Genomic DNA, 22,038 nt, shown 5'->3' with positions numbered 1-22,038 from the left:
ATTGTCTTAATCTATTACAATCCGCGCCAGATATAAGCGCCGTATTTGAAGTTGAATGATAGAGTCGTAATATCATTTGATGGCGAGAAACAGTTTTCATTGTAATAAGGAATTGTTAGCGCTGCCCCTAACATTTGATTAATACTTGCTGAGCAAACTTTACGATAGTCGTCTATTTTTTACGCACCTTTAGAACAATTCAGCCAGAATTGAACATCCGCATCTCAGTAAATAAAAAGCGAACAAGGTCACTTTGTTTACTTATACAGCACTTGAGCCCATATAGCGGTGATTTTACTCATTCATATCAATTTTTTGCGGATAAATGCTATCTAACTGTATAGAGTAGAATTATTAACCGTCATAAGAGGAACGACTATGCCAATAACACCTCTCAGCAGTGACCAGCTATATCGAACTTCAGGACTTAATCAGCTTGCGCCTACCTGTAAATCAACCAAGCATTTAGAGCCGCTAGACAAAATTGTCGGCCAAGAAAGAGCGCAGCAAGCTGTTGAATTCGCACTGTCCATGAAAGAAAAAGGTTACAACATTTATGCACTAGGCCGTAATGGACTAGGCAAACGTACTATGGTGTTACGCCACCTGAGTCGACAAAAAGAAAACGCTAACGGGCGTACGCTTTATGATTGGTGCTATGTCGTCAATTTTGACGATACGCGCAGCCCTAAAGTACTCAAGCTTCCCGCGGGAAGTGGACTCGAATTTAAAAAGCAGATTGAAAAGTTAATGCTCAAATTAGCTAAAGGTTTACCTTTAGCGTTTGATAATGACATGTATTTTTCTCGTGCTGATAAATTGAAAAATCAATTAGCCGCAAAGCAAGAAGAAGCGTTAGTTTTACTCACTGAGGAAGCCAAAAAAGAGAGCATCTCTTTATCAATTTCTGCGCAAGGAAACTACGAGCTAGTGGCACTTGATGGTGAAGAGCCACATACAGAAGCTAGCTACCTAATGCTGTCGGCAAAAAAGCAAGACACACTGCAAACGGCAATTAGCGGACTTGAATCAAAACTTCGCGGTATCGTTAGACAGATAACGGTATGGGAAGACGAGTATTCTGAAAAACAGCAAAAGCATGATGAACAAGTGGCAGAAGAAGTCTTGTCGCTTGCCTTTACCAAGCTAAAAGAAAGCTATAAAGATCAAGCTAACGTTAAAGCTTTTATAAAAGCGATGCACAAGGATATTTTGGACAACCTTGATATCTTTCTTGAAGAAAGTGAAGAGCAAGCTGCCCTAGCCTACGCATCAATGAGCAAGAAGATGCCAAGGCGCTACCAAATTAACGTACTGGTTGCACAGGACTCTCCGTATCAGCCAATAATTGTTGAAGAGACCCCTAACTACCACACTATATTTGGTTACGTGGAAACAGCGACTTACAAGGGCACAGTATTTACCGATTTCTCTTTGATCCGTCCAGGTAGCTTGCATAAAGCAAATGGTGGCGTATTGATGATCGATGCGGTTAAAGTACTTGAGCATCCCTACGTTTGGGATGGTCTTAAACGCGCATTACGTTCACGTAAATTGAGCTTGACCTCTCTTGAGCGTGAAGTGACGTTGTCCGGCGCTATCTCTCTTGAGCCGGAAGCAATACCGTTAGATGTGAAAATCATTCTGTTTGGCGACTTTGCCACCTACAAGCTATTACAGCAATATGACGCTGAGTTTACCGAGCTATTCAGAGTCACAGCTGATTTTGAAGATAGAATGCCAAGAACCGATGACTCTGAGAGCCATTACGCGCAGTTTATCTCTAGCATTGTACACAGCAATAAGATGCTGCATTGCGATCGCAAAGCGATAGCACGGATAATTGAGTTTAGCTCTCGGCAAGCCGACGATCAGAATATGCTCTCTTTGCACTCGGTTGATATTGCTAATTTACTCAGAGAGGCAAACTACTGCGCGCGGGCCGTCAGTTCAAATATGATCCGTACCAGTCATGTCGAACAAGCATTAATCAACAAAGAGCAGCGTATATGTCGTGCTAAAGACGATTACATGCAAAGTTTCATTAACGGCACTACCTTAATTGCCACTGAAGGTAAGCAAACCGGTCAAGTTAATGCACTATCAGTCATGTCGACGACTGACTACCAGTTTGGTTCACCAAGTCGGATTACAGCGACCACCTCTTTCGGTGAAGGGCGCGTATTTGATATTGAACGCACGGTTGAACTCAGCGGTAGTATTCACTCAAAAGGTGTGATGATTTTAACCGCTTATATTGCTTCGATCTTGGGTAAAACAGATAAAATCCCCCTGTCGACGCACCTGACTTTTGAGCAATCCTATGGCGGTGTTGATGGTGATAGTGCCACTATGGCTGAGCTATGCGCGATGTTGTCCTCTTTTGCTGACCAGCCACTGAGACAGGATATTGCAATTACCGGTTCAATGAACCAGTTTGGAGAATCTCAGCCTATTGGTGGGGTTAACGAGAAAATTGAAGGTTTCTTTGATGTCTGTAAAATTAAAGGCCGCAAGAGCAGTCAAGGCGTGATCATTCCAGCTTCAAATATTCATAATTTGATGCTTAGAGCTGATATCGTCGATGCCGTTAAAAAAGGGAAATTTCATATATGGGCCATCAGCCACGTAGATGAAGCGATAGAACTACTCACTGGAATTAAAGCGGGTAAAGCGGATAAGCAAGGAAACTACGACCCTAAAAGCTTATTGGGCAAAGCTCAGCTCCGGTTGAAGTCTCTTTATAAAACAAAACAATAATTGACATATTGGAAGTAAATAAAAAGGCCGAACATATGTTCGGCCTTTTTGATGCATTTTCTGTCTAAGCGAAAGCGGCTTGCAAAGGCGGAACCACTTGCTTCTTACGACTCAGCACGCCATCAAGCCAAAATTTAGCGTCAGTTGAGTGCTTATCAAAAGCAGATTCGATAATGCTTAAATCGTCACTAACGATAAGCATTTCTGAACCTTCTTTCATTATATCAGTCAGTAGCAACAAAACGCTGTGACGTTTGCCTTCAGCTTTTAATAATGCGATATCAGCGGCTAAACCGGCTTTAATATCATCAAACACCGACAAATCAATCACTTCTAGCTGGCCAATGCCGACTAAATTCCCGTTCATATTGAAGTCTTTAAAATCACGTAGTACGAGATCACGTGCTGGTGTGCCCTGCACTGCGGATTTCACTTTAAACATATCCATGCCAAGTTCTTTAAAGTCTTCAATACCGGCGATTTCAGCAAGTGCTTCAACACACTTAATATCAGCGGTAGTACAGGTGGGTGATTTAAAGATGACGGTATCACTTAGGATGGCACACATCATAATGCCAGCAATCCCTTTAGGGATCTCGACATTATAAAAGTCATACATCATTTTAATAATAGTGTTGCTACAGCCTACTGGACGGATCCAACATTCGAGCGGTGTAGAGGTTGTTAGATCACCCAATTTATGGTGGTCAACAATACCGACAATTGTCGCTTCAGCGATATCATCCGGCGCTTGAGTAAGCTCAGAGTGATCAACAATGTATACTTCCTCGCCAGCGTAGCTCATCTTGAGTTCTGGTGCGTCAAAACCAAACTTTTCTAAAATAAACGCAGTTTCAGGTGATATTTCACCTAAACGAGAAGCAATAGAAGCTTCTCCAATTTGGTTTCTTAGATGTGCAAGTGCAATTGCACCACAAATTGAATCTGAATCTGGGATTTTGTGGCCCACGACATAAACTGGCATAAATAACGCTCTCCTTTAATTTTCAGCGATTTTAACAAACTTTTCGGCAATGCGGAATTAGCAAAAAGGTCGAATACACTGTCCTTACACCAATATACTCCTTTTTAAGCCACTCTATCTTGCCAAGCGCTGAGTATCGGAAGTCTAACGCCTAATCGTCATCACGCCTCACAGAGCTAAACTTATTTGCTAATTGCGATGTAATACTCAAAAAGGGTGTTTATCTACCCAATTACGCTAGAGTTGGGCTCCAAATATATCAAAATGTGCCATTTTCCTGTATAAGCATGCGTCCTATTACACTTTTCACACTAGAGCTTGGTAACGATGTCAGACAAATTTTTTTTTAAAGGTCGCAAAAACCCTAAACCGAAACATGAAAGTTACGGATTCAATACTAAACGTGTAGCCAAGCTTGGTACCGACGTAAACCCTCTTGTTTTAACGGTTCAAAGTGAAGAGCGCCTTAAAGAGGTAAACCTCTTACTGTCTGATAACCAGCTTCTTGGAAACGTGACCATTGACGCGACTATTGAAGAAAACGTTATCGATTTAATGGGTATTCTTAATCGACCTGAAACGACGCGCGTTGAAAAACAACCTAATCGAAATGAACCTTGCCCATGTGGTAGTGGCAACAAGTTTAAAAAGTGCTGTGGTTAATCCCATAAACTCACCGATTTAGTGAAGCATTTTTAATTTTGTACTCTATTCCTATTTTTGTAAAAGATGTTATTGGTGAAGGATGCAATGTCCTTCGCCGACAGATTCTTTGTTTGTACAATTGAAACATCTTTTGCTTATCTCTATCGCGTTAACCATTACCAGCCTCTACGGAGGTTCAGTTTGTTACATTTTTAACCATTCAGAATATCCCTAAATATAGCAAAAATAGACCATTAAAAACTAAGTTTAGACATATCCCCTGCATTTCAAAACACAATATACTCTTGTAATTGTTGATTAGTTTACTGATACACTCCTTATCTAAGTTTAAAAGACAACCCACTCAGTGCACCACAAATAGAACAATATCGTCCCCTTCCGAAACACACGTTTACACAATCACACTGTTACAATTACTCATATCAATTAACATACGTTCAAAATAATTATTCGATTGCGCTGACCTTGGCCGTACAAGCATCAGGATCAAGGTTAAATTGCAGTGTGTGTTGGAACTGCTTCAACAAGAGGACGTGTTTGTGGCTACGAAAAAACAAATAATTCTACCCGTGGTAGTGATTGCATTAGGTGTCGCTGGATTTATTGGAATATCGGCATTGAAAAAGCCCCCTGAAGAGAAACCGGAGCTTGATACGACCCCTTTAGTGTCGGTGCAAGCAGTTGAAATCAAGCCGATGGACTTTTCAGTCAATTCTTACGGTGTTGTTGCAGCAAAATATGAAACTGAATTGGTTTCGCAAGTAAATGGCGAAATTGTTTATTTGTCAGACAAGTTTGTCCGCGGTGGTTTCGTCAAAAAAGGCGACGTATTAGCTAAGATTGATCCAAGCGATTATGACGCTGCACTCATTGATGCACAAGCTAGCATGGCATCGGCACGAGCGACTTTAGTGCAAGAGAAAGCTTTTGGTAAGGTTGCCGAAGCGGAATGGAAACGTATCAAAGACGGAGTTCCTACTGAGCTGAGTTTGCGTAAACCACAACTTGCACAGGAAATAGCCAAACTAAACTCTTCTGAAGCAGGCCTTAAACGGGCAAAACGTAATGTTGAACGCACCATCATTAAAGCGCCTTATGACTCTCTAATTGAATCACGCAAAATTGGACTAGGCTCTTATGTCAGTATGGGCACCCAACTAGGGAAAGTGTTAAGCACTGCGGATGCCGAAATACGTCTGCCAATTGCCGATAAAGAGATTCAATTTTTAAACAATAAAGGTAAGAACGCAGAAGTTATCTTAAAAGGTGATTTCGCCGGCAAGCCTCAGGAGTGGAAAGCCACTATCGTCCGCAGTGAAGGCGTTATTGATAGTCGCAGCCGCATGACCTACCTGGTTGCAGAGGTTTCAGATCCTTATGGACTGAAAAGTAATCTGAACGAACTGCGCTATGGCACCTATGTAACTGCGACCATCGAAGGCTTACACGCGGGACAGGTCACTGAAGTCGCCCGTCACTTAGTTATTAATAATCAAGTGGCTGTTATAGATGATAAGGGCGTACTTAGGTACAAAGATGTGACTATCGTGCGTCAAATAGGTTCTAAGGTGATTATCACTGACGGACTCGACGTGGGGATGAACGTGATTACTTCCGCGCTTGATTATCCAATCGAAGGTATGCAACTTGCCCTTCCCAAAGATAAAGTGTTTGATGGTGAAGTTCTCGCCCCTAAACCAACGCAAATAGCGATGGGTGAGAAGGAATAACCATGATAGATACCCATAAAGGCGTAATCGCTTGGTTTGCCCGTAACAGTGTTGCCGCAAACTTATTAATGATCATCATTATTGTCGGCGGCTTGCTAACTGCAAACACGATACGCAAACAGTTTTTCCCAGCAGTTGAAATAAATTGGCTAGAATTCAACGCTGTATATCCAGGCGCAGCCCCACAAGAAGTTGAAGAAGGAATAACGATTAAGATCGAAGAAGCGCTCGAGAGCGTTCAAGGTCTTAAACGCGTAATTACCTATTCAAACCGTAACGTCTCTTCTGGCTATTTTAGAGTCGAAGACTCTTATGATCCTCAAGTGGTACTAGAAGAGGTTAAATCAGAAATTGATTCTATCTCGAGCTTCCCCGATGATATGGAACGTCCTAAAGTAGAGCGTATTAAACTTCGCCAAGAAGTGATGTACATGAGCCTCTATGGTGATTTAAACCAACGTCAGCTTAAAGATCTTGGTGAGAAAATACACGATGAATTACTGCAACTGCCTTTAGTTAATATCACCGATTTTTATGGTGGCTTAGGCTATGAAATTGCCATTGAGGTCAGTAAAGATCGCTTAAGGGAGTTTGGCTTAAGTTTTAACGATGTCGCTGCTGCAGTACGCGGTTACTCGCGCAACATGTCAGCAGGGCAAATACGCGCTGAAAACGGTTATATCAATCTGCGAGTGCAAAACCAAGCTTACGTCGGCTATGAGTTTGAAAGCTTACCGCTGCTCACTTTGCAAGATGGAACTACCCTGCTGCTTGGTGATGTCGCTACTGTCATTGATGGCTTTGAAGAAGGCATTCAATATTCAAAGTTCAATGGTAAAAACTCGGTCACCTTCTTTATTGGCGCCGCCAATGACCAAAGCCTAACCGACGTTGCTGATGTGGTAAAAGGCTATATAGCGGATAAGCAAAAAGAGCTGCCTAATGGCGTTACGCTAGAACCTTGGGTTGATATGACCTACTACTTAGAAGGCCGTCTTAACTTGATGTTAGACAGCATGAAAAGTGGCGCTATTTTAGTCTTTATCCTACTGGCTTTGTTCTTACGGGTAAGACTGGCATTTTGGGTGATGATGGGCTTACCTGTTTGCTTCCTCGGCACGTTGCTCTTCATGCCAACAGCAATGATCGATGTCACCATTAACGTCATTAGCTTGTTTGCTTTCATCTTAGTGCTCGGTATTGTGGTCGACGATGCCATTGTGATGGGCGAAAGTGCCCATGCTGAATGCGAAGAGAAAGGCCAGCATATCGACAATGTCATCCGGGGTGTCAAGAGGGTTGCAATGCCTGCGACCTTCGGAGTCTTGACTACGATAGCGGCGTTTTTACCGATAACACTGGATGATGGCCCCTCCTCTGCCTTTGGTAAGGCGATTGGTTTTGTGGTTATTCTTTGCTTAATATTCTCGTTAGTTGAATCTAAACTCATCCTGCCAGCCCATTTGGCACGCATGAAGCAACCGAAAGTAGTGCAACCTGGTTCTAAAAATCCATTAGATTGGCTGCGTAATATTGTGAATTACCTGCAGAAAAAGGTCGATACCGGCCTGAAAATACTGATCAGCCAGTATTACCGTCCCTCTCTAGAACTTGCCGTTAAATATCGCTACACGGTGATTATGATATTTATCAGTATGATTTTAATCTGTGCTGGGTTATATGCAGGCGGTTTGGTCAGATTTATTGGTCAGCCGAAAATCCCTCATGACTTTCCACGCATTACCTTCGAGATGAATATTGATGCTTCAGAAAAATCGACGTTAACCGCGGCACTGCAGATTGAACGTGCGCTACGTGAGGTTGATGTTGATCTTGAAGCACAATACGGCCAGAAAATGATCTCCGACATGCAGGTTGAGTTGCGAGGTCGAACTTCAGCGCAGGTAATGACTAAGTTGGTTGACCCTGAACTTCGCCCTATGGATACCTTTGCCGTTGCCGAACTTTGGCGTCAAAACATGCCAAAGATCCCAGGTATGAAATCATTCACCATTCAAGATAACCTCTTTGGTGGTGGACGCGATGATGGTGATATTAGCTTCAGGCTCGAGGGTAAAGACGACGCACAATTAGTTGCTGCGGCTAAAGAGCTAAAAGCAAAGCTTAACACCTTAAAAGGTGTAGGCGATGTCAATGATAGCCGTCAATCGAGTGCGAAAGAGATCCAGTTCGAACTTAAGCCGCTGGCACATAGCTTAGGTTTAACATTGGCAGATATAGCAGGCCAAGTAGGTAATAGCTTTTATGGTCTAGAAGCCCAAAGGATTTTACGTAATGGTGAAGAGATAAAAGTGATGCTTCGCTATCCTGAAGAGCAGCGAAACTCAATTGCTCAGGTGTCTGATGTCAATATCAAAACACCACAGGGTGCTGAAATTCCTTTGTCTGAAGTGGCTTTGATTGTTGTCACCGACGGTGTTAACAGCATTCGACGTGAAAATGGTAATCGTACCATCAACGTTTGGGGTTCTGTTGATGCAGACCAGGCTGAACCGTTTAAGTTAGCCAAAGATGTTAGAGATAACTTCTTACCTGAATTATTGACTAAGTACCCAAGGGTTAAAAGTGAAGTGTCTGGCAATATCCAAGAGCAACTTGATAGTGCCGATACCCAGTTAAGAGATTTCCTCATCTCGATGCTAGTGATCTACAGCTTGCTTGCCGTGCCGCTAAAATCATACGCACAACCGATAATGATAATGGCTGTTATTCCATTTGGGGTAATTGGCTCTGTACTGGGACACATGCTGTTAGGTTTAGATCTGAGTGCTCTTTCGGTATTTGGTATTATCGCCGCCGCAGGTGTCGTGGTGAACGACTCCTTGGTGATGGTCGATTACATCAACAAGTCTAGAGAGTCTGGGATCCCGATGAAAAAATCGGTACTAGAGGCGGGTTGTCGACGCTTTAGAGCGATTATGTTGACATCACTAACAACATTTATCGGCCTAGTACCTATTATGGCTGAGACCAGCATGCAGGCGCAGATGGTCATTCCAATGGCTGTATCACTCGCTTTTGGTGTGTTGTTTGCCACAGTGGTTACTTTGGTGCTTATTCCTTGTCTTTACGTGACTATCGAAGACATAAAGCGATTGATTGGCAGTAAATCAAGAGCGGAAGAACCAATTGAAAATCAGGAGTTTTTAGAACCTGTGCTTTAAAATAGTACCCAGTAAGATCAACGTTAGTCGTATCAATTAGGTTGTCACCTATCTCAATCAAGCCAGTTGCTAATGTAACTGGCTTTTTTGTTGCTCTATTCAAAGCAAAGGCCATTACAAAATAACAGGCTACGTCTTAATGTTGTGCCAAGATAGCGAACTTAAACAATAGCAACCCTAGGTTCGACGGGGTCTATTTTACAAAGCAAAAAGCCCGATATCTTTCGATATCGGGCTTTTCTAATGTGGCGGAGAGATAGGGATTTGAACCCTAGATAGGCTACAAACCTATGCCGGTTTTCAAGACCGGTGCATTCGACCACTCTGCCATCTCTCCGAACGCCGCGAATAATATAGCGCTCGATTAATCTTGTAAAGACTTTATTGTAGATTTTGACGCACTTGGTCAATTACACTGCAAATTGACTACTTTTCGTCTCTATCTACGCCAACTCTAGCCGGGTCAGGGAAAACAAAGTTTTTATTAGCCTCTTCCCATGACTTATAGTTACGCAGTTTAAAACCAACAAAAACAATAAATGAACTGAGCATGATACCCCAACCTATTGCGGTTTCGCCTTTACTCGCCCAAATAGCCACTAAGCTTGAAGCACCGAATGATAAGCTAATTTGTATGAAATTTTGAAGTCCTGCTGCTTTAGCGGCATTTTTCGAAAATTCCTGTAACGCACCATTCACCACTATCGGATAGATAGCACCATTACACGCTGCTAAAACAGAAAATGCTGCAAGCAATGGAAATATAGAAAGTCCTTTAACTAGAATCGTGACGATAACAATGGCAAATACACTGAGACCAAATATACTCAGAAGTACTTTAAGCGCAGCCTCAGAACCAGATTTACGAATAAGTGTCTTACTCGCATAACCGCCTAAAATAAACATTAGTGTTTGTGGAATGAAGCTAAGGCCGATTGCTGTTGCATCGAATCCATGCTGTTCCATTACCATTGGCCATACCGTAAGGTAGGAGAAAAACGCACCTGAGCATGCACCAAAGATAATAACGTTACCTAAATATTTGGTATTTTTTAAAATAGAAAGGTAACTAATCTGACTCGTTTGTTTTTCAGTGACCTTAGTTTCACTAGGGACAAAGAAAAATGTTAACGCAATCATGGCTACAGCTAAACAGCTCAATGTAATGAAGATACTTTCCCAACCAAAATACTGCAGTATAAAGGCACCCAAAAGTGGCGCCAATGCGGGTGAAAGCGCGACTAAAGGCATAATGTTTGAGAATACATTTTGTGCTTTGCTAGCATCGTATTTTTCAATCACTATGGCTTGCCAAATAACACCGGCAGAACAGGCACCGATAGCTTGCGCAAATCGGGAAAGGTTAAACACCAACATTGATTCGCTTGTCGCAAGTGAAAGACTCGCCAATGTAAATAAGGATAAGCCAAAAATAAGCGCGTTCCGTTTACCAAAACGTTCTACTATTGGACCATAGATTAGTTGACCTAATGCTAACCCAGCCAAGAAAAATGTTAATGACATTGCCACTTGTGAGGGGGATGTTGCCATTGTGTCTTCAATTGCTTTGAAAGCAGGCAAATACATATCAGTGGCGATGAATCCAAGCATGCTTAACAGCGCTAGGTAGGATAGAAATATATAGTATTTAGCGTTCATTAGAGATTTCATAAGTAAAAAATTGAATTTGGATTAATTAAGTCGGGCAGTGTAAACACTTGCTAAATGGCTGTGAAACGTTTATTTTTCATATTAGCCTTCAAAAAAACTCACAGCAGGATGTGAACCATGATTTCAGAACAATCTATGCGGTTAATTGATATGGTTGCGCGCGTAGGGAGCTTTACCGCTGCCGCCAACAAACTTCACAAAGTCCCTTCAGCTGTGAGTTACGCCGTTAAGCAAATTGAAGAAGAACTCGGGGTGATCCTATTTATTAGGCATCACCGCAGTGTTAGTTTAACGCCAGCGGGTGAGCATTTTGTAAAACAGTCACGCACTATACTCACTGAAATGGAAACCATGCGCTCTGACACTATTAGAGTGGCTAATGGGTGGCAACCTACTTTGTCTATCGCGTTAGATAACATCGTTCGTGCCGATAAAATCAGTAATTTGATTGCTGATTTCTATCGCACATTTGACAATGTTGAATTGATTATTCGAATTGAAGTCTTTAATGGGGTATGGGAGTCGATTGCAACGGGACGAAGCGATATTGCCATCGGCGCAACCACCGCGATCCCAGTGGGGGGAGATTACCATTTTAAAGACATGGGTGACATTGACTGGTGTTTTCTTGTCGGCAAAAATCACCCATTAGCAACAATTGACCGGCCAATTACTGATGACGAGCTACGTCAATACCCTTCGATTTGCTTAGAGGATACGTCTCGAGAGATCCCTAAACGCATGACCTGGTTATTAGAGAACCAACGACGATTAGTGGTACCTGATTGGGTCCGCGCCATTAATTGCTTCAGAGAAGGCTTAGGTATTGGCTACATGCCAGCACATTTTGCCTATCCTTTCATAAAAACAGGGGCGTTAATTGAAAAACAATTAGAGCGTCCAAAAAAGAAAAGTCCCTGTTGTTTAGCGTGGAATGATGCCAATAAGTCCCCCGCTATGGCTTGGGTATTGGATTACTTGGGCGATACCGAAAAACTGCATAAAGATTGGTTAGACTAAAAATTTGATCTTCAATCAGTGGGGATCAGTATTGATAATACCGATATACAGGCCATTAGCTTTATCCGGCCGTAAAGCTAGGGTATGATTCAGTAACTTAACGAGAGATTTGACACTTATTGAGATTATCGGGAACTACCGGATTAAATAAGGTTCAAACATACAGCTCGAGCATTTGTCTTCGGAGAAAGAAATGAAAGATATGACACAACAAACCGCCTACAGTAGTACGACTGTAGAGGTGAACAAACTTCTTAAAAATACCTACATGCTGCTATCAATGACGTTAGCTTTTTCTGCAGTATGTGCAGGTCTAGCAATGGCACTCGCGATCAGCCCAATGATGTCTTTGGGATTATCAATTGGTAGTTTGGTACTGCTGTTTGTGACATTACGTAAAGCAGAATCTAGCGCTGGTCTCTTCTGGGTATTTGCGTTCACTGGTATGCAGGGTGCATCACTGGGTTATATCCTTAACCATTACGCTGGCATGGCTAACGGCCCACAGCTTATTATGCAAGCGCTAGGCTTAACGTCCGTTATCTTTGTGGCCTTGTCTGGTTACGCGGTTACCACTAAAAAAGACTTTTCATTCATGCGCGGCTTTCTAATTGCTGGCTTGGTGATCATGGTTGTCGGCTTGCTGGTAAACATGTTCTTGGGTAATGGTATGGTCTTTATGGCCCTTAACGCGGGTATTGCATTATTGATGACCGGGTTTATTCTTTACGATACCAGTCGAATCATTAATGGTGGCGAAACAAACTACATCCGTGCAACTATCTCACTATATTTAGATTTCTTAAACCTTTTCGTCGCTCTGCTGCATTTAATGGGTATCGGAAGTGATGACTAATACCAATTAATTTTTATTGAGTTAAAATGGTCCTACTTAAGGGCCATTTTTTTTATTATGAGTAAATTTATTATCCAGGTTAACTCCCCTGCCTACGGCAGTTCATCGAGTTATAATGCCTATCGTTTTACCGAAACAGCCTTAAAAAATGGCCATGTCGTTGATAAAGTTTTCTTCTATCAAGATGGTGTACTCAACACTAATCATCTGAACAGCCCTGCAAGTGATGAATTTGATTTGGGTAAGGCGTGGTTATCGCTCAGTGAACGCTATAACGTGCCATTGGTTAATTGCGTCTCAGCGGCACTGCGGCGTGGCGTATTGTCACAGACTGACGCTAATGAAAACCAATTATCTCATTGGAATATGGAGCCTCCATTTATGATGGGTGGTTTAGGTGAGCTGGTGGTTGGAATAGAATCTGCCGACCGCTTGGTTAGTTTTTAGGAGTTAACGTTGAAAAAACTGTGTATTGTGTTTCGTCAAGGTCCTCATGGAAGCGCACAAGGTAGAGAAGCTCTCGATCTTGCGTTGTTGAGTGCCAGTTTTGAGCAGGAAGTCAGTCTTGTTTTTACTGATGAAGGCCTGTTGAACCTCCTTAATCATCAATCTCCAGAAACCATTGGTGCTAAGGATTATATTGCGACTTTTGGCGCCCTACCTCTTTATGATGTTGATACTATTTTAGTGTGTAAGGACTCAATGAAAGAGTTATCACTAGTGGAAGATGATCTTAAACTTGTGGTTGAGGTCTGCGAACCACGCATGATAGCGTCACACTTTAGCCAGGTTGATGAGGTCTTAGTATTTTAATGATTTTACATCATATCCAGTCTTCACCAATGCAAAGCTCAGCGTTAAAAACATGCTTACGCTACATAGATCCCTCTGACACCATTTTACTGTCAGGAAACGCGGTAAATTGCCTGTTAACTCAAGAATGGCAACAACGGTTGAGCCCATACACGTTAATGTTGCTCGCTGACGATGTTATTGCGCGTGGCTTACAAGCCCGCTTAAGCGCTTATAAGCACATTGACTATAGTGACTTTGTAGAACAGACGTTAACCCATAAGAAAGTGATTAGTTGGTAACAGATGATTGAATATAACGGACAGCAGATAGAAACAGATCACCAAGGCTATTTAAAAGTTGTCAATGATTGGAGTCCAGAGCTTGCGTTGATCATTGCTCAAGATGAACAAATAGTGTTAACGGATGCACATTGGGAAGTCATTAACTTTGTCCGCCATTTTTATTTAGAATTTAAAACAAGCCCTGCGATCCGCGTGTTAGTCAAAGCGATAGGACAAAAGCTAGGAGCCGATAAAGGTAACTCAAAATACCTTTATACACTTTTCCCGATTGGCCCCGCTAAACAAGCAACTAAAATAGCGGGATTGCCTAAACCAGCAAAATGCATTTAGTGACGAGCTAGTTAAAATTGCGTCATCATCAATATTGCCCCATCAAGCCCTATAAATAGGGCTTTTTTGTGGCTATTACTGCTGGCTAAAACAGGAACATACCAATTGTTCGTACAATCTTTAACAATGAATCTAGTGGATCAGCCTATGTAAATAACACGATTGCTAATGAATGGGGATCGAGCTGTAATCTGATGGTTGTTAGATGCGTTATTTCCCCTTCCCCAATCCCTTCAGCTGTCTACAGCGTTTATAAGCGCACGGAGCTTGGTTATGGGCGAGTTTATTCACACGGTAAATACGAGTGTCATTACCTAGGATTGCTAAATTCAAGATACAAAAAAGCCCCGACTAATGTCGAGGCTTAAATGATGGTACCCGAGGCCGGACTTGAACCGGCACGCCTATTAAGCGAGGGATTTTAAATCCCTTGTGTCTACCGATTCCACCACTCGGGCAAACTCGTTGATTTTGATGATACGTGTTATCGGTAGAAACACTGTAGTTAATTGCTTAACCACTCATCAAACTCTTAATCTTTGGAGGCGCGACCCGGAGTCGAACCGAGATAGGCGGATTTGCAATCCGCAGCATAGCCATTCTGCCATCGCGCCGGTGTTAAATTGGAGCGACATATCAGGTTCGAACTGATGACCTATACCTTGGCAAGGTATCGCTCTACCAACTGAGCTAATGTCGCGTTTCAATTTAATCTGTAATCTAGTTCTTGCTTAGTTCGCTTCCCCTTGACTACGGGATGGCATTCTACCGATTTGCCCTAGAGAGTCAATCGCGAAAAAACATTTTTATGACTGTTTGATGTTAAATTCATCAAAGATAACGTTTTTTGTTCTTATTGATCGAATCTTGCTCAGCACAGTAATGCTTTACTCCCTGCCCGCTTAACAATACCCGACTAACTCAGACGAATAAATGAAGAGTTGCCTTTACTCTTTATCGCTGTTAATAAAAAGCATCTGCATTAAAAGTCGATGATTCAAGCAAGCGGGTTTAATCTAGAAGCCGTTATTACGTTCTAGCTGTTGGGCAATCTAAATTTAACGGTAAGAGACTAAAAACAAAAACGCCTCTGTAATAGAGGCGTTTTAAATAGCGTTAACTCAAATCAATCTTAGCCAAGCGGCAATGATTGATAGTTAAGGCCTAACATCTTTTGCATAACACCAACGACCTGGCAGCTATAGCCAAACTCGTTGTCATACCAAACATACAGAATAGCGCGCTTGCCATCCGCAATGGTCGCTTGAGAATCAATAACACCTGCGTATCGAGAACCGACTAAATCACTTGATACTATCTCTGTAGAATCGGTGAAATCGATTTGGTTCTGCAGATCAGACTGTAGCGCCATATCTTTCAGGTATTCGTTGATTTCATGCTTATTAGTTTCACCATTTAGGTTCAAGTTAATAATCGCCATTGAAACGTTAGGCGTTGGAACACGAATTGCGTTACCCGTTAGCTTACCTTCAAGAACCGGTAGCGCTTTAGATACCGCTTGAGCAGCGCCAGTTTCAGTGATCACCATGTTTAGCGGAGCACTGCGGCCACGACGGTCAGCTGAGTGATAATTATCAATCAGATTTTGGTCATTGGTATAAGAGTGAATCGTCTCTACGTGACCGTTTACAATACCGTATTTATCGTTAACGGCCTTAAGCACAGGTGTTATCGCGTTTGTGGTACAGCTTGCGGCTGATACAATAGTGTCTTCTTCAAGAATGTCTGATTCGTTTACGCCGTAAACGATATTCTTAATCGCACCTTTAGCAGGCGCGGTCAACAACACTTTGCTAGCACCTTTTGATTTAAGGTGTAACCCAAGACCCGCTTCATCCTTCCAAATACCCGTGTTATCAACTACCAGCGCATTAGTGATCCCATGCTCTGTATAGTCCACTTCATCTGGAGAGTTTGCATAGATAATTTGAATATAAGTACCGTTTGCAATAATGGCATTATTTTCTTCATCAACTTCAACTGAACCATTAAAAGGTCCATGAACCGAATCACGACGCAGTAAACTTGCGCGTTTCTCTAAATCGCCCTTACGGCCACCACGAAGTACAATGGCACGAAGTCTAAGCTTGTTGCTTACACCTGTTCTTTCAATTAGCAGGCGAGCCAATAGGCGTCCAATACGGCCAAAACCGTAAAGTACAACATCTCTCGCTTCGGTATCTTCTTGTGTGATTGCTGCTGCCAGTTCACTGCTCATGTAAGCTTCGATTTGGCTAGCATCTTTATATTCGCGCCAGTAGTTAACAGCAAGCTTACCAATATCTACTTTGCACTGTTTTACCGCTAATTTGCTTAAAGCTTCGATAAATGGAAAGCTTTCACGTAGTCTTAGTTTGTCACCGACATGGCGACGTACTAAGCGATGTGATTTAATGATTTCAATGGTAGAAGCATTTAGTAAGGGTTTACCGTAGACGACAACTTCTACACCTTGGTTACGATATAACTTACCAAGTAGAGGCTGCATAGCCTCAGCCATTTCGAAACGTTCTTGCCAGCTTTGTAGGTGTTTATCAGCGCTCATTAACAGATCCTTTATCTCACTTTTCTGATTTTTTATCAGAAATGTTTGAGTAACAAAAAGAAAAGACCAATAATCTAGGTTATGTAGGCTATCTTTCCCCGTTTGGTCGGCGCTATTGTAATGAAAAGTCGCCTTTCAGGCTAGTTAGATATTTTATATAACAATGTAATTTTATTAGAAAAAAAGACGCATGGAGCCCCTTTTGAGCAGAAACTTTGTAATGTTTACATCATTTTTAGTATTTATTGCTTTTTTTGGGCTGTTTGGCTGTGAACCTAGCTCAAATACAGAGGCTATATGTAACAAAAATCCTGAACTTTGTTCAGATTTGCATAAAGATAGTTGGTGTCGATTCGAAAAAGGTGACCTTATTCGTGGCCGTTACAAGTTAAAGCAGACTAAAGAGCCCAGAGGTGAGCAATTATTTGACCAGTTATTGTACCTTGAAGATTATAACAAGTGCATTGAGCTAGCCGCGGGAGTACAACATATTCTGCACCCTGAACGTTCTAATGATCGTGCTCGAGCATTTGGCCTTAGCTCCCAAACATTAATGCAACTTCAAGAAACCACCAGACATAGTCAAGATCCCCATTTAGCCTATTATCATTGGTCACGATTTAATGATGTCGAGTCTGGCAAGGTGTTATTTGCGGCAGAAAGAAACGGCCTTATTAAAGATATCAGATTAAAAGCCCAACTCGCGGCACACTTTTTAAGAGAAAATCCGCTAAAATCGAAACGTTTATATGCTCAAGCATTAGATGGAAGTGATAAAGACACATTCGATCCTGACTGGTTGCTCGCCTTAGCGACCATTTATCAGCAAGAACAGCGCCCAGAAATGCATTACTTACTGTCAAAAACCAATATCATTATTACCCAAGCTAATTTTGCCGAAAAAGAGATGTTAGCCATGCTCCAAGGTAATAGATTGTTGCAAGATAAATTAGATAAAGAAGCTAAAGATTTAGCTGATGTACTAAAATCTGGAAAGTATGCAGAAAGTAAGCTAAGAATCGTATTGGAACAGGACATAAACCAAGAAACTGAGTAAAAAGTATTTTGTAATTTGTATTCGGCAATATGTTTGCCAACTTACAGTTTTTTTTAAAATTTAGTAGAAAAATAGCTCAATACGCGATCCATGTAAAAAAATTACCAACTTTGTTAAGAGAATATGGCCTATTTAGCCGATATTACTTGACGGTAGCTGTCAGTTTGGTAATTTTACAACCAGATTCTATTTATACTTTTCCTTGAGGGATATGAGATGACTATCCGAGTTGCAATTAACGGCTATGGCCGTATCGGCCGCAATGTTCTACGCGCTTTATATGAAAGCGAAAAGAACCACCCAATCAAGATTGTTGCTCTAAACGATCTTGGTGATGCTTCAATCAATGCTCACTTAACTAAATACGATTCTGTTCATGGTCGTTTCGATGCGAAGGTAGAACATACTGATGAAGCTATTTTTGTTAATGAAGATAAGATTCTAACGTTCCAGGAACGTGATCCTTCAAAACTTCCTTGGAAAGAGCTAGAGATTGATGTTGTTTTTGAATGTACAGGTATATTCACTTCTAAAGAATCAGTCCAACCACATTTAACGGCCGGTGCTAAGAAAGTTATTATTTCTGCTCCAGGTAAAAACGTTGATGCAACTATCGTTTACGGTGTGAACAACGACATCATAACAAGTGACATGACGGTTATTTCAAGTGCATCTTGTACCACTAACTGTTTAGCACCTTTTGCTAAGCCGTTGAACGACGAAATTGGCATAGAATCTGGTCTTATGACGACCATCCATTCTTATACCAATGATCAGCGTTTATCTGATGTGTATCATACTGACCCGCGTCGTGCTCGTGCTGCCGCGCTTAATATGATCCCAACACGCACTGGTGCAGCTGCAGCAGTTGGTCTTGTAGTCCCAGAACTTGCCGGTAAGTTTGATGGTCTAGCCGTTCGTGTACCAACAATAAACGTTTCTCTTGTCGACTTGTCGTTTGTTGCGGCTCGTGACACAACGGTTGAAGAAGTTAACGCTATCATTGAAAAGGCGGCTTCTGTCGCGCCGTTGAGTGAAGTGTTAGCGGTTAATCATGAACCTTTAGTTTCTATTGATTTTAACCACAACCCATTCTCATCTAACTTTGATGCGACTCAGACCCGTGTTAATGGTCGTTTAGTTAAAGTGATGTCTTGGTATGACAACGAATGGGGTTTCAGTAACCGCATGTTGGATAACGCTGTTGCGTTAATGTCAGCTAAGTAAAACCTCAGATATCTTGAGTGAAAAGCCCAGCTAAATGCTGGGCTTTCTTTTAGCTATAGATTGCGCTTTATACTCACTAGACACAGATCGAGTCTGCATTTACCCGCCCTAAAAACCGTCTTTTGAGAGCAACTTTTTAACCGCTAGTAATAATCCCTATATTGTTTGGTCGCCACCATCGTGAACAATATTCTCGTTAATCCTATGAATATATCTATATCAAACAACATTAAGGTTAAACTTGATCGTGGCCCATTGTTTTGTTTATCAAATGGAAGCATAACATTGCGGTGATTACCGTTAGTAGACCTGTTCCAGCGAGTAGCTACAACATCATTGGACAAAGTGCTGTAACACATTCCAAAAATGGAATTGAGATACACAGTGAGAATGAAGCGTAACTTGTCTTGAATAACGGTAAAGGCTGCGCGAGGAAAACTAGCTGGAAATAACATATGACGTATAAGTAACAGCGTTTGATAGGAGCAACTAATGACAATCACAGCTCTTAATAAAAAAGAGCTGTTGGCATTATGATTCGCAGCGTGCTTAGTCAAATCGCGGAGTGGGTTATTCCCTTTAATAGCGGGTTTGTATGAGAGCGTTCTGGCTAATTAATTCTTTTTTTGCATAACGCTTCGTCAATGATCTCAATATTTTGATCAATATAACTAAGTAAGATTGATTTTTCTGTATTGCCAAGTAGTGAGTCTAATACAATTCGATGTAGCTCTAATGATTCTGATTTATGAGTGAGCAGGATAAGCGATGAGGCATTTACACTATTCAAAGCACGTTTCAATAATGCAGCCTGGGTCAGTTTCATTGACGTTTTTACAGTATCCGTTAACATTGCTAATCTTTCGTCATTAACAATTTGTGCCGCTAGTCCTGTGTGTTGCAATTGATTCTGTTGTGTAAAGTACATATGTCACCCTTCATCATAAATGGAATAAAAACCACCTTTGATATGGATTATATGTGCCTCTAGCTGTATCCGTGCTGAATGGGCGAACCGAATACACTCATAATTTTCACTCGAAAAACCATCGCTAACAGCGTTTAAAGGGCACAGATCAGTGCGTATTCAATCAAATATGGAAGCTCGATGACTTCCATATTGAGTAGCATAATGCACAATACGCAACACTGAATATCCGAGAATGACGCTGTAGAATCTTGTACAACCAAAAAATGAGTTAGCTACGCTTTATTCTAACGACTTTAAAAACATCTATCTCAAAGCCTGCAATACCTTCAGTTCCGCTGTAGTACGTCATGTTAACGTTGGCATCCTTAAGACTTTTGTACTTCTTCCGTCTTTTGAATTTGAAAGGCGTATCACAACCTTCAATCATTACAGTGTGCAAAACCCATTCCTCTTTCTCTCTTTGAATATGCGATAGAACCTTCACATCCTCAGAGTGGGTAAGTTCATCGTGGTTCTCTAACATTTTATCAACAGGATGCTTCTTCACTAACGGTTCCTCAAAAAATTGTAATCTATAAAGGTAGCACAGCTACATAAAACCAGCTGACTTTGGTTATAAAAATCTATCTCGTAGCCAACCATAATGATAGTAGCCCCATTGTCCTACGCGTCTAAATTTAGGCAACGGGAATTTAGGCAGCTCATTACCATACAAAGGTAAACTGGGGACTTTATGACCCGTAATCTGTTGCGCCAATCGAAAAGCGGCTTGCGTACTAAATGATACACCAGAACCGCAGTATCCTAGACTATAACCCACGCTATTATGACAAAAAACATGCGGCATATCATCTAAAGTTGCAGCTATCCATCCAGTCCAGTTATAAGCAATCGACTTATTTGCTAACGAAGGGAAGCATTGTGTCATCGCAATCTTTAATCGGCGTTGAAAGACAGCGTCGTATGCATCCCTCCCCCATATTGCGCCTCGCCCCCCAAACAGTAAGCGATTATCAGGCAATAGTCGATAATAGTACTTTAGAATACGCGTATCCATGGTGACTTGATGTGTTTTCAATCCACAAGTAACCAACTCATCTTCCGTTAATGGTTCCGTGACTATCACATTACTTAATATAGGAAGGAATCGATTATCGATGCGAGGGTTAAATTCATTTGGAGTATAGGCATTACCCGCGGTAATGACTTTATTGACCCTTAACTCACCCTCTGAGGTGATTAAACGATGTTTTCCATTTTCCTCTATCCAGCCTTCAACACAACTATGCTCACAAAGCGTTACACTCTGTTTATTTAGCAACGACTTATAACCCAAAAGCAGCTTTAGTGGATTGACACCAAATCCATCTTCAAGTCGTAATGCGCCATAAGCTTGGTGATGATCCATGTACTCGTTTTTAAGTGTTGACGCATCTATGAATTGGGCATCTTCACCGAGATGTGTTGATATAAATGAAGCTGTATCTCTTAGCTGCGTCAGTGCTTTGGGGTTATGCGCGACTTTAATGTATCCCTTAGGTTGTGGGTCACATTTGATATCATAGTCTTGAATTAGCCCTTCTACGCGCTCAACGGCTTGGCTAAATTCGTTATAGATGCCCTTCGCCGTATTCAAGTCCCAACGTTTGGCCATTTGAGAATAACCTAAACGGCCAGCCCCTTTTAGAACAAAACCAGCATTACGAGCGCTTGCGCCAAAACCAACCTGATTTGCCTCGAGAATACATACATCTACATTATAGCGTTCTGCCAAATAATGCGCCGTTAGTAGGCCTGTGTATCCGCCACCGATAATTGCAACGTCTGCAGTCTGACTGCCACGGAGACTTTTATTTGCCTCACCTAAAGACACAGTACTAGCCCAATATGAATCGCAGGGACTTAGGTTCGCTGGTGACTTATGTTTTAAAGGATCAAATATTCTGCTATTCATAAT

At 41.7% G+C, this 22,038-nt stretch carries 18 protein-coding genes and 4 tRNA genes; 12 read left to right on the top strand and 10 right to left on the bottom strand.

The window, feature by feature from the left end:
* The first annotated feature begins 378 nt into the window (after window positions 1-378).
* Entirely contained in the window at window positions 379-2,760 is a 2,382-nt protein-coding gene (locus tag CXF83_RS12675; protein WP_101090188.1) for a Lon protease family protein, read from the top strand.
* Between the two features lie 64 nt (window positions 2,761-2,824).
* Here the strand turns inward: CXF83_RS12675 and CXF83_RS12670 are convergent, their stop codons facing one another.
* The gene (locus CXF83_RS12670) at window positions 2,825-3,745 is read right to left on the bottom strand and encodes a manganese-dependent inorganic pyrophosphatase (protein ID WP_101090189.1); all 921 of its coding nucleotides are present in this window, start codon (window positions 3,743-3,745) and stop codon (window positions 2,825-2,827) included.
* Between the two features lie 327 nt (window positions 3,746-4,072).
* Here CXF83_RS12670 and CXF83_RS12665 point away from each other — a divergent pair, with 327 nt between their 5' ends.
* The 3 genes from CXF83_RS12665 (at window position 4,073) to CXF83_RS12655 (ending at window position 9,326) form a co-directional block, all read left to right on the top strand.
* Window positions 4,073-4,408, top strand: a complete 336-nt coding sequence (locus CXF83_RS12665) for a PBPRA1643 family SWIM/SEC-C metal-binding motif protein (protein ID WP_101090190.1) — start codon at window positions 4,073-4,075, stop codon at window positions 4,406-4,408.
* A gap of 542 nt (window positions 4,409-4,950) precedes the next feature.
* A complete protein-coding gene (locus CXF83_RS12660; RefSeq protein ID WP_101090263.1) occupies window positions 4,951-6,141 on the top strand; it encodes an efflux RND transporter periplasmic adaptor subunit in 1,191 nt (396 codons plus the stop codon).
* Between the two features lie 2 nt (window positions 6,142-6,143).
* Window positions 6,144-9,326 carry an efflux RND transporter permease subunit gene (locus CXF83_RS12655; protein WP_101090191.1) on the top strand — a complete coding sequence of 1,061 codons (3,183 nt, stop codon included), beginning with the start codon at window positions 6,144-6,146 and terminating at the stop codon, window positions 9,324-9,326.
* A 246-nt stretch (window positions 9,327-9,572) separates the two neighbouring features.
* On the opposite strand, the gene CXF83_RS12650 is transcribed toward CXF83_RS12655, so the two are convergent.
* Window positions 9,573-9,663, bottom strand: a tRNA-Ser gene (locus CXF83_RS12650).
* An 89-nt stretch (window positions 9,664-9,752) separates the two neighbouring features.
* Window positions 9,753-10,997: a purine nucleoside transporter PunC gene (gene punC, locus CXF83_RS12645; RefSeq protein WP_101090192.1), complete on the bottom strand. Its 1,245-nt coding sequence runs from the start codon at window positions 10,995-10,997 to the stop codon at window positions 9,753-9,755.
* 117 nt (window positions 10,998-11,114) lie between these two features.
* Here punC and punR point away from each other — a divergent pair, with 117 nt between their 5' ends.
* The 6 genes from punR (at window position 11,115) to CXF83_RS12615 (ending at window position 14,300) form a co-directional block, all read left to right on the top strand.
* Window positions 11,115-12,017 carry a DNA-binding transcriptional activator PunR gene (gene punR / locus CXF83_RS12640; protein ID WP_101090193.1) on the top strand — a complete coding sequence of 301 codons (903 nt, stop codon included), beginning with the start codon at window positions 11,115-11,117 and terminating at the stop codon, window positions 12,015-12,017.
* A gap of 202 nt (window positions 12,018-12,219) precedes the next feature.
* Complete coding sequence (locus CXF83_RS12635) at window positions 12,220-12,873, top strand: Bax inhibitor-1/YccA family protein (RefSeq protein WP_101090264.1); 654 nt, start codon at window positions 12,220-12,222, stop codon at window positions 12,871-12,873.
* A gap of 57 nt (window positions 12,874-12,930) precedes the next feature.
* Window positions 12,931-13,320: a sulfurtransferase complex subunit TusD gene (gene tusD, locus CXF83_RS12630; protein WP_101090194.1), complete on the top strand. Its 390-nt coding sequence runs from the start codon at window positions 12,931-12,933 to the stop codon at window positions 13,318-13,320.
* A 9-nt stretch (window positions 13,321-13,329) separates the two neighbouring features.
* Window positions 13,330-13,686, top strand: a complete 357-nt coding sequence (tusC, locus tag CXF83_RS12625) for a sulfurtransferase complex subunit TusC (protein WP_101090195.1) — start codon at window positions 13,330-13,332, stop codon at window positions 13,684-13,686.
* Window positions 13,686-13,967: a sulfurtransferase complex subunit TusB gene (gene tusB, locus CXF83_RS12620; protein ID WP_101090196.1), complete on the top strand. Its 282-nt coding sequence runs from the start codon at window positions 13,686-13,688 to the stop codon at window positions 13,965-13,967. Before tusC ends, tusB begins: the two co-directional genes overlap by 1 nt.
* Before the next feature lie 3 nt (window positions 13,968-13,970).
* Window positions 13,971-14,300, top strand: coding sequence for a TusE/DsrC/DsvC family sulfur relay protein (locus tag CXF83_RS12615; RefSeq protein WP_101090197.1), 330 nt, complete (start codon window positions 13,971-13,973; stop codon window positions 14,298-14,300).
* Between the two features lie 372 nt (window positions 14,301-14,672).
* Here the strand turns inward: CXF83_RS12615 and CXF83_RS12610 are convergent.
* The 4 genes from CXF83_RS12610 to CXF83_RS12595 form a co-directional block, all read right to left on the bottom strand.
* Window positions 14,673-14,758, bottom strand: a tRNA-Leu gene (locus CXF83_RS12610).
* Window positions 14,759-14,840: 82 nt separating this feature from the next.
* Window positions 14,841-14,914: transfer RNA gene (locus CXF83_RS12605), tRNA-Cys, on the bottom strand.
* A gap of 10 nt (window positions 14,915-14,924) precedes the next feature.
* Window positions 14,925-15,000, bottom strand: a tRNA-Gly gene (locus tag CXF83_RS12600).
* Between the two features lie 432 nt (window positions 15,001-15,432).
* The gene (locus CXF83_RS12595) at window positions 15,433-16,866 is read right to left on the bottom strand and encodes a glyceraldehyde-3-phosphate dehydrogenase (protein WP_101090198.1); all 1,434 of its coding nucleotides are present in this window, start codon (window positions 16,864-16,866) and stop codon (window positions 15,433-15,435) included.
* Between the two features lie 202 nt (window positions 16,867-17,068).
* Between CXF83_RS12595 and CXF83_RS12590 the strand changes: the two genes are divergently transcribed.
* Complete coding sequence (locus CXF83_RS12590) at window positions 17,069-17,923, top strand: DUF2989 domain-containing protein (protein ID WP_232775102.1); 855 nt, start codon at window positions 17,069-17,071, stop codon at window positions 17,921-17,923.
* Between the two features lie 216 nt (window positions 17,924-18,139).
* Window positions 18,140-19,150 (top strand): type I glyceraldehyde-3-phosphate dehydrogenase, encoded by a 1,011-nt coding sequence (gene gap, locus CXF83_RS12585; RefSeq protein ID WP_101090200.1) that lies wholly within the window; start codon window positions 18,140-18,142, stop codon window positions 19,148-19,150.
* Window positions 19,151-19,760: 610 nt separating this feature from the next.
* Here the strand turns inward: gap and CXF83_RS12580 are convergent.
* From CXF83_RS12580 to CXF83_RS12570, 3 genes are all read right to left on the bottom strand, one after another.
* Window positions 19,761-20,078: a hypothetical protein gene (locus CXF83_RS12580; RefSeq protein ID WP_101090201.1), complete on the bottom strand. Its 318-nt coding sequence runs from the start codon at window positions 20,076-20,078 to the stop codon at window positions 19,761-19,763.
* Window positions 20,079-20,349: 271 nt separating this feature from the next.
* Window positions 20,350-20,604, bottom strand: a complete 255-nt coding sequence (locus CXF83_RS12575) for a hypothetical protein (RefSeq protein WP_101090265.1) — start codon at window positions 20,602-20,604, stop codon at window positions 20,350-20,352.
* Window positions 20,605-20,694: 90 nt separating this feature from the next.
* The gene (locus CXF83_RS12570) at window positions 20,695-22,035 is read right to left on the bottom strand and encodes an NAD(P)/FAD-dependent oxidoreductase (protein ID WP_101090202.1); all 1,341 of its coding nucleotides are present in this window, start codon (window positions 22,033-22,035) and stop codon (window positions 20,695-20,697) included.
* Between the last annotated feature and the right edge of the window lie 3 nt (window positions 22,036-22,038).

The organism is Shewanella sp. Choline-02u-19 (assembly GCF_002836205.1).
Taxonomy (GTDB): domain Bacteria; phylum Pseudomonadota; class Gammaproteobacteria; order Enterobacterales; family Shewanellaceae; genus Shewanella.
This window is presented reverse-complemented; position numbering and strand designations above follow the sequence as displayed.